The sequence below is a fragment of the Salinarimonas sp. NSM genome (assembly GCF_052380005.1).
Taxonomy (GTDB): domain Bacteria; phylum Pseudomonadota; class Alphaproteobacteria; order Rhizobiales; family Beijerinckiaceae; genus Salinarimonas.
In genome coordinates this window covers 74,050-82,555 of sequence record NZ_JBQTCJ010000006.1, presented here as the reverse complement: position 1 = coordinate 82,555, position 8,506 = coordinate 74,050, and the positions used below count along the sequence as shown (strand labels likewise).

The window sequence follows — 8,506 nt, the reverse complement described above, 5'->3', positions numbered from 1 at the left end:
GCAGAACGTCGGCGGACCCGGCGAGTCCTCAGAGCCCGAGCCGGGCCTTCACGTCGCGCAGCTGCGCCACCGTGTCCGCCGCCTCGGCCTTGAGGACGGGGTCCTCGATGGTCTCGTGCGCCGTCTCGGCGCGGGAGATCTCGCGGGAGAGGATGTCGCCGGTGACCTCGGAGACCGGCATGGCGCGCTCTGCCAGGACGGTCGCGCCCTTGGGGCCGACGTCGACGAAGCCGCCCTGGACGAGGATGCGCTCCTCGCCCTTGCCGGACCCGACGACGAGGAAGCCCGTCTTCAGGGAGGTCATCATCGGGGCGTGGTCGGCGAGCAGCGTCATCTCGCCCTCGGAGGCGGGGATCACCACCGTCTCGACGTCGCCCGAGAAGATGATTCGCTCCGGGGAGACGAGCTCGAAGGGGAAGCTGGCCATTGAACCCTCTTGGGACCCGCGTCGGAATGGGAGGCGGGCGTGCCGTCCCGGCGCGCCCGCGATCGATGGTCGGCCCCGGTCAGGCCGCCTGGGCGAGGCGCTCGGCCTTCTCGACCGCCATGTCGATGGAGCCGACCATGTAGAAGGCGGCCTCCGGCAGATGGTCGTACTTGCCCTCGACGAGGCCCTTGAAGCCCTTGATCGTGTCCTCGAGCGACACGAGCTGGCCCGGCGAGCCGGTGAACACCTCGGCGACGAAGAAGGGCTGCGACAGGAAGCGCTCGATCTTGCGGGCGCGCGCCACCGTCATCTTGTCCTCCTCGGACAGCTCGTCCATGCCCAGGATCGCGATGATGTCCTGCAGCGACTTGTAGCGCTGGAGCACCTGCTGGACCTGGCGGGCGACCTGGTAGTGCTCCTCGCCGACGATGCGCGGGTCGAGCATGCGCGAGGTCGAGTCGAGCGGGTCCACCGCCGGGTAGATGCCCTTCTCGGAGATCGCGCGGTTGAGCACGGTCGTCGCGTCGAGGTGGGCGAAGGAGGTGGCCGGGGCCGGGTCGGTCAGGTCGTCGGCGGGCACGTAGATCGCCTGCACGGACGTGATCGAGCCCTTGGTCGTCGTGGTGATGCGCTCCTGCAGCTGGCCCATGTCGGTGGACAGGGTCGGCTGGTAGCCCACCGCCGAGGGGATGCGGCCGAGCAGCGCCGACACCTCGGAGCCCGCCTGCGTGAAGCGGAAGATGTTGTCGACGAAGAACAGCACGTCCTGGCCCTGGTCGCGGAAGTGCTCCGCGATGGTGAGGCCCGTGAGGCCGACGCGGGCGCGGGCACCGGGCGGCTCGTTCATCTGGCCGAACACGAGGGCGCACTTCGAGCCCTCGGTGGAGCCGTTGTTCTCGTGCGGGTCCTTGTTGACGCCCGACTCGATCATCTCGTGGTAGAGGTCGTTGCCCTCGCGGGTGCGCTCGCCGACGCCGGCGAACACCGAGTAGCCGCCGTGGGCCTTGGCGACGTTGTTGATCAGCTCCTGGATCAGCACGGTCTTGCCGACGCCGGCGCCGCCGAACAGGCCGATCTTGCCGCCGCGGGCGTACGGAGCGAGCAGGTCGATGACCTTGATGCCGGTGACGAGGATCTGCGCCTCGGTCGACTGGTCGGCGTAGCTCGGCGCCTCTGCGTGGATCGGACGGTAGCCCTCTGCCGGGACGGGGCCGGCCTCGTCGATCGGCTCGCCGATGACGTTGACGATGCGGCCGAGGCAGCCGGCGCCGACGGGCACGCGGATCGGCGCGCCGGTGTCGGTGACCGGCTGGCCACGGGTCAGGCCCTCGGTCGTGTCCATGGCGATGCAGCGCACGGTGCTCTCGCCGAGCTGCTGGGCCACCTCGAGGACGAGACGCATGCCGTTGTTGTCGGTCTCGAGGGCGTTGAGGATCTCCGGCAGGTGGCCGTCGAAGGAGACGTCGACGACGGCGCCGATGACCTGGGAGATGCGTCCGGTGGGTTCAGCCATGGGTCTCGTCCTCGTTGACTGCTCAGAGCGCCTCGGCGCCCGAGATGATTTCGATGAGTTCCTTGGTGATCTGAGCCTGACGCGTCCTGTTGTAGGTCAGCGTCTGCTTCTTGATCATCTCGCCGGCGTTGCGCGTGGCCGAGTCCATGGCCGACATGCGCGCGCCCTGCTCGGAGGCGCCGTTCTCGAGCAGCGCCGAGAAGATCTGCACCGAGACGTTGCGCGGCAGCAGCTTTTCCAGGATCTCCTGCTCGGAGGGCTCGTGCTCGTAGATCGCGCCCGATCCGGCCTCCTCGACCTGCGGGATCTCGGTCGGGATCAGCCGCTGGGCGGTGGGGATCTGCTGGATCACCGAGCGGAAGCGCGAGTAGAACAGCGTCGCCACGTCGAAGGCGCCCTCCGCGTAGAGGTTGAGCACCTTCTTGCCGATCTCCTCGGCGTTCTCGAAGCCGAGCACCTTCACGGAGCGCAGCTCGATCAGCTCGACGATCAGCTTGCCGTGCGTGCGGCGCAGGACGTCGTAGCCCTTGCGGCCGACGCAGATGATCTTGACCGTCTTGCCCTCGGCGAGCAGCCGGTTGGCCGTGTCGCGGGCGAGACGGGAGATCGAGGAGTTGAACGCGCCGCACAGGCCGCGCTCGGCGGTGCACACGACGAGCAGATGCGTGTCGGTCTTGCCGGTGCCGGAGAGGAGCTTGGGCGTCTCCGGGCCGATCTGGACGCCGGCGGCGACGTTGCCGAGCACCTTCGCCATGCGCTCGGCATAGGGGCGCGCCGCTTCCGCCTGCATCTGGGCGCGGCGCAGCTTCGCCGCGGCGACCATCTGCATGGCCTTGGTGATCTTCTGCGTCGCCTTCACCGAGGCGATGCGGTTGCGCAGATCCTTCAGAGACGGCATCGAGCGCCCAGACCTCTTCTCGTGTTCGCGACGGGTGCGGAAGCCCCGCCGCCGGGGAGCGGCGGCGAGGGTCTTGGTCGCCCGATCAGGCGGTGAAGGTCTTGGCGAAGTCCGACACGACGCCCTTGAGCTTCTCGGCCGTGTCGTCCTTCAGGTCCTTCGTCTCGCGGATCGCGTCGAGGATCTCCGGGTGCTTCTGGCGCAGCAGCGACAGGAGCCCCTCCTCGAAGGCGCGCACCTTCGCCACCGGCAGGGCGTCGAGGTAGCCGTTGACGCCGGCGTAGATCACGCAGACCTGCTCCTCCATCTTCAGCGGCGAGAACTGCGGCTGCTTCAGGAGCTCGGTGAGGCGCGCGCCGCGGTTGAGCAGGCGCTGGGTCGTGGCGTCGAGGTCGGAGCCGAACTGCGCGAAGGCCGCCATCTCGCGGTACTGCGCGAGCTCGCCCTTGATCTTGCCGGCGACCTTCTTCATCGCCTTGGTCTGGGCCGAGGAGCCCACGCGCGACACCGAGAGGCCGACGTTCACCGCCGGGCGGATGCCCTGGTAGAACAGGTCGGTCTCGAGGAAGATCTGCCCGTCGGTGATCGAGATCACGTTCGTCGGGATGTAGGCGGAGACGTCGTTCGCCTGGGTCTCGATCACCGGCAGCGCGGTGAGCGAGCCGAGGCCGGCGTCCTCGCCCATCTTTGCCGCGCGCTCGAGCAGGCGCGAGTGCAGGTAGAACACGTCGCCCGGGAAGGCCTCGCGGCCCGGCGGGCGGCGCAGCAGCAGCGACATCTGGCGGTAGGCGACGGCCTGCTTCGAGAGGTCGTCGTAGATGATGACCGCGTGCATGCCGTTGTCGCGGAAGTACTCGCCCATGGCGCAGCCGGCGAAGGGCGCGATGAACTGCATCGGCGCCGGGTCGGAGGCGGTCGCCGCGATGACGACCGAGTACTCCATCGCGCCGTTCTCCTCGAGCGCCTTCACGAACTGGGCGACCGTGGAGCGCTTCTGGCCCACCGCGACGTAGACGCAGTAGAGCTTCTGGCTCTCGGGCGCGCCCTCGACGTTGAGCGGCTTCTGGTTGAGGATCGTGTCGAGCGCGATCGCGGTCTTGCCGGTCTGGCGGTCGCCGATGATCAGCTCGCGCTGGCCGCGGCCGATCGGGATGAGCGCGTCGATCGCCTTGAGGCCCGTCGCCATCGGCTCGTGCACGGACTTGCGCGGGATGATGCCCGGCGCCTTCACGTCGACGCGCGCGCGCTCGGTGTACTGGATCGGGCCCTTGCCGTCGATCGGGTTGCCGAGCGCGTCGACGACGCGGCCGAGCAGGCCCTTTCCGACCGGCACGTCCACGATGGAGCCCGTGCGCTTGACCGTCTGGCCCTCGGAGATCTCGCGGTCGGAGCCGAACACCACGACGCCGACGTTGTCGGTCTCGAGGTTGAGCGCCATGCCGCGCACGCCGGACTCGAACTCCACCATCTCGCCGTACTGGACCTTGTCGAGGCCGTAGCAGCGCGCGATGCCGTCACCGATGGACAGCACCTGGCCGACTTCGCTGACCTCGGCCTCCTGGCCGAAGTTCTTGATCTGCTCCTTGAGGATCGCGGAGATCTCGGCTGCACGAATGTCCATCAGCGGGCCTCTTTCAGGCTGAGACGAATTGCATTGAGCTTGGTGCGCAGGGACGCGTCGATCATCCGCGAGCCGACCTTGACGACGAGGCCGCCGATCAGCGCGGGGTCGACCTTCACGTCGAGCGACACCTCGGACCCCGCGAGGTCGCGCACGGTGGCGCGGATCTCGTCGAGGAGGGTGGGGGACGGCTCCTCCGCGACTCGGACCTCGGCGGGGACGATGCCCTTGGCCCGCGCGTTCAGCGCCTTGTAGGCGCCGATCATCTGCAGGAGGAGGAAGAGACGGCGCTTGGAGGCGACGAGCCGCACGAAGTTGCCGGCGAGCCCGGAGATGCCCGCCTTGTCGAGCAGGGCGCCGATGGCGGCCTTCTGCTCGTCGGCGGTGTAGATCGGGCTCCGGAGCAGGCGGCGCAGGTCCTCGCTCTCGGCTGCCATGGCCTCGATGCGGGCGAGATCGGATTCGACCGCGTCTACCGCGGCCTGGTCCTGCGCCAGCTCGAACAGGGCGGACGCGTAACGGCCGGCGACCCCCGACACGATCGAGCCGCCGGACGACGACCCGCCTTCTTGATTTCGCTCAGCCACCGAAAGTCTCTTCCCGAATGGGAGCGCTCGGCCGCCGCGGGGCTGCGAAGGAGCGCTCGCTGAGGTCTGGATTTGGCTCGGCCGCGGGTGTGCGAGGCACCCGGTGCCCGCGAGGCGTGGCTGCGATACCATGGGATCTCAGGGGGCGCAAGCGCCGCGCACGCCGTTGCGGCACCGCTTTGCCGCAGCGCGAAAGACGCCCGCCGAACGCGGGCGGACGGCGTCCTTCAGGCGCGCTTGCGGGTCGCGGCCTCCGGTGCGCGGGCGGCCGTGCCGGCGGCCCGCTCGGCCGGGTTCGCGTCCTCCCGGTCACGCTGGAGCGGCAACCGCGGCGGCGCGTCGATGCGCTGCTTGAGCTGCTCCATCTGCCGCGCCACGGTGGCGATCTGCTCGATCATGGCCTGGGCGACCCGTGCGGGCGGGATGCCGGTCTCACCGGCGAGACCCTCGGGCGCGAAGGTCCGCGACACGCCGACCGCCTTGCGCCGGTCCGCGAAGGAGGCGTTCTCCATCGCCGCGATGTAGGCGGCGCAGCCGGCGGCCATTCCGGCGACGCCGTCGATGGCGCTCGCGAGCTTCTTGATGGCGGCGCGGGTCTCTGCGTCCACGTTGATCGGCCCCTCGTCTGCCCCCGGGCGCATCCCGGAACGAAGCGAAGCGTAGGCGGCGACCCGTCACCTTTGCGTTAAACCCGATGCATGGCGGTAAGGCCGTCGATCGCGGCCGCCCGCATGCGACCGCAGGACGCGGCGGGCCGCCGTGCGCCGGTCACTCGGCCGGGGGAGCGGCGGCGCCGTCGAGCTCGATCAGGTGGCCGGCCTTGTCGCGCTTGGTGGCGAGGTAGCGCACGTTCTCGGGATGGCGGCGCCCGACGCTGCGCACGTCGGCGACGACCTCGAGCCCCGCGGCGCGCAGGGCGGCGATCTTCTCGGGATTGTTCGTCATCACCCGCACGCGCGCGACGCCGAGCTGGCGCAGCATCTGCGCGGCGAAGCCGAAGCGGCGCTGGTCCTGGCCGAAGCCCAGCGCCTCGTCAGCCTCGTAGGTGTCGAAACCTTCGGCCTGGAGCTGGTACGCGCGGATCTTGTTGGCGATGCCGTTCCCGCGGCCCTCCTGGTCGAGGTATAGCAGGATGCCGCCGCCGCCCGCCGCCATGGCCTGGACCGTGCCGCGCAGCTGGTCTCCGCAGTCGCACTTGAGCGAGCCGAAGAGATCACCGGTGAGGCAGGCCGAGTGCAGGCGCACGAGCACGGGCTTGGCGAGATCCGGCTCGCCGACCACCACGGCGACCTGGTCGCGCATGCCTTCGCCGCCGCGGAAGACGACGAATTCCGTCGTCGCCGCACCCTCGAGCGGCACCGGCGCCCGGCTCGCGATGCGCAGCGTCCTCGCCTGGCGGGCGCGGAAGGAGCGGATCGCCTGGGCGGGCACGCGCAGCAGGCTCGGCTCGCGCTCGATGGCGGCGCGCACGGGGAAGGTCACCACCGCGGGCGTGACGAACGCGAGGCGGGCGAGCTCGAGGGCGTCGGCGTCGAGCGGGTCGACCGGATGGGCGGGAGCGTCGAGCCGCGCCTCCGTGCGCCGGGCGAGGCTCTCGATCCGCTGCGCGTCGAGCCGGGGCAGCGCGACCGCGCCGGGCTCGGCACGCTCGCGGCCGATGCGCGACAGCCGCTGCTCGGTGAGCACGAGACGAGCGGTGCCGTCGGCGACGACGTCCAGGTGCGTGCAGGCCTCCGCGTCGAGGTCCTCGACGCCGACGGCGACGATCGCGCGGTCGCCGTCCTCGATCAGGACCGGGCGGGCGTGGCGGAACTCGGCGATGGCGCGCTCGACCCGCGTCAGGTCGATATCCCCGCTCGAGCCCATTACGAGACGCATCATGACTTCCTGGCCTTTCACCCGTGGCGGGATACGCAGCGAGCCGCGGGTTGGACGACAAGCGCCGACCCTGGCCGTTCGTTCCCGCCACGCTAGTTCGTGAGGGTCTCCGCGCGAGAGAGGGCTCTCCGCGAGAGGGGTTCTCCGATCGTGCGCGCCGAAGTGAGCCGGCTCGCGTTATATCGGGCGCAAGTCGCGCAGGGCAATTCGGGTACGGCGTATGCGAGATCACGGATCAGGGAGAAGCGCGGCCTCATTGCCGCAGGGGGACGCCCGGTCGGCGGCCGCGCCGGCGCCGGAGGCGGTCTTCTCGCCGTTCGCGGCGGGGCGGCCCGACGCACCCTTCGTCGTGGGCCAGCTCGGCCAGTCTCTCGACGGGCGCATCGCCACGGTGACGGGGCACTCCAAGTACATCAACGGGACGGCGGCACTCGATCACCTGCATGCGATCCGCGCCCGCGTCGACGCCGTGCTCGTCGGCGTCGGCACGGCGCTCGCCGACGATCCGCTGCTGACCGTGCGCCGCGTGCCCGGCGAGAGCCCCGCGCGCGTCGTGCTCGACCCGAGCGGGCGCCTGCCTCCCACCTCCGCGGTCTGGCGGGAGGACGGCGCGCGTCGCATCGCGCTGCGCCGCGCGGGTGTCGATGCGACGCTTCCCGTCGGCGTCGAGGCGCTCGCGCTGCCGGCGGACGATGCCGGCCGCGTCGATCCGCGGGCGATCGTCGCGGCGCTCGGGCGGCTCGGCATCGCGCGGCTGCTGGTGGAGGGCGGGGCGGACACCGTCTCGCGCTTCCTCGCGGCGGGCGCGCTCGACCGGCTGCACGTGCTCGTCTCGCCGATGCTGATCGGTTCCGGGCGGCCGGGCCTGACGCTCGCACCGATCGAGACCGTTGGGGAGGCCTTGCGTCCGCGCGCACGGACCTATCTCCTGGCGGACGGGGACGTCCTTTTCGACTGCGACCTGCGATCGGAGGCCGCCGCGGGGGGCGCCTGAGGGAGAGAGCGGATGGCGGGACGAGACATCGCGGTCGCGCCGCGTTACGCGGCGGTGCAGATCTGGATCCACTGGCTCACCGCCCTCGTGATCGTGGGCATGATCGCGGCGGGGCTGACGATGACGCGCATCGGGCCGGGCACGCTGACGAACGCGCTCTACGAGCTGCACAAGTCGTTCGGTCTGATCGTCGTCGGGCTCGTCGTCCTGCGCCTCGTCGCCCGCGCGGTGCACGGCGCGCCGGCGCACGCGCCGATGCCGGGATGGCAGCTGCTCGCCGCGCGCATCAGCCACGTCGCGCTCTATCTCCTGCTCGTCGTCGTGCCCCTGTCGGGCTGGGCGGCGACCTCCGCCTGCTGCGCACCGGTGAACCTGTTCTGGAGCGTCGACATGACGCTGCCGGTCGCACGCGGCTTCGACGTCGCGCGGCCGATCTTCGTCGTGCACAATTATGCTGCCTACCTGCTCGCCTTCGTCGTGCTGGTGCATGCGGGCGCAGCGCTGCAGCACCACTATCTGCGGCGCGACGACACGCTGGCGCGGATGACAGGAGGTCGCCCGCGCCGCGTCGGTCTCACGCGGAGCTGA

Annotated in this window: 8 protein-coding genes and 1 pseudogene; 2 read left to right on the top strand and 7 right to left on the bottom strand. The window is 70.7% G+C overall.

Annotation, left to right across the window (positions count from 1 at the left end):
- Positions 1-28 precede the first annotated feature (28 nt).
- The 7 genes and pseudogenes from ACTZWW_RS04515 to ribA all read right to left on the bottom strand — a co-directional run bounded on the left by ACTZWW_RS04515 (position 29) and on the right by ribA (position 6,927).
- Positions 29-427, bottom strand: coding sequence for a F0F1 ATP synthase subunit epsilon (locus ACTZWW_RS04515; protein WP_444779745.1), 399 nt, complete (start codon positions 425-427; stop codon positions 29-31).
- A gap of 79 nt (positions 428-506) precedes the next feature.
- A pseudogene (gene atpD, locus ACTZWW_RS04510) lies at positions 507-1,925 on the bottom strand (F0F1 ATP synthase subunit beta); the annotation flags it as partial.
- A 37-nt stretch (positions 1,926-1,962) separates the two neighbouring features.
- Positions 1,963-2,838: a F0F1 ATP synthase subunit gamma gene (locus ACTZWW_RS04505; protein ID WP_444779744.1), complete on the bottom strand. Its 876-nt coding sequence runs from the start codon at positions 2,836-2,838 to the stop codon at positions 1,963-1,965.
- 85 nt (positions 2,839-2,923) lie between these two features.
- Positions 2,924-4,459 (bottom strand): F0F1 ATP synthase subunit alpha, encoded by a 1,536-nt coding sequence (gene atpA, locus ACTZWW_RS04500; RefSeq protein ID WP_444779743.1) that lies wholly within the window; start codon positions 4,457-4,459, stop codon positions 2,924-2,926.
- On the bottom strand, positions 4,459-5,046 hold the full coding sequence (locus tag ACTZWW_RS04495) for a F0F1 ATP synthase subunit delta (RefSeq protein WP_444779742.1): 588 nt from the start codon (positions 5,044-5,046) through the stop codon (positions 4,459-4,461). The genes atpA and ACTZWW_RS04495 overlap by 1 nt, the downstream gene beginning before the upstream one ends.
- Positions 5,047-5,273: 227 nt before the next feature.
- Positions 5,274-5,654, bottom strand: a complete 381-nt coding sequence (locus ACTZWW_RS04490; protein WP_444779741.1) for a hypothetical protein — start codon at positions 5,652-5,654, stop codon at positions 5,274-5,276.
- Positions 5,655-5,814: 160 nt separating this feature from the next.
- A complete protein-coding gene (gene ribA / locus ACTZWW_RS04485; protein ID WP_444779740.1) occupies positions 5,815-6,927 on the bottom strand; it encodes a GTP cyclohydrolase II RibA in 1,113 nt (370 codons plus the stop codon).
- 253 nt (positions 6,928-7,180) lie between these two features.
- Here ribA and ACTZWW_RS04480 point away from each other — a divergent pair, with 253 nt between their 5' ends.
- Positions 7,181-7,918 carry a RibD family protein gene (locus ACTZWW_RS04480; protein ID WP_444779739.1) on the top strand — a complete coding sequence of 246 codons (738 nt, stop codon included), beginning with the start codon at positions 7,181-7,183 and terminating at the stop codon, positions 7,916-7,918.
- A gap of 12 nt (positions 7,919-7,930) precedes the next feature.
- Entirely contained in the window at positions 7,931-8,506 is a 576-nt protein-coding gene (locus ACTZWW_RS04475) for a cytochrome b (RefSeq protein WP_444779738.1), read from the top strand.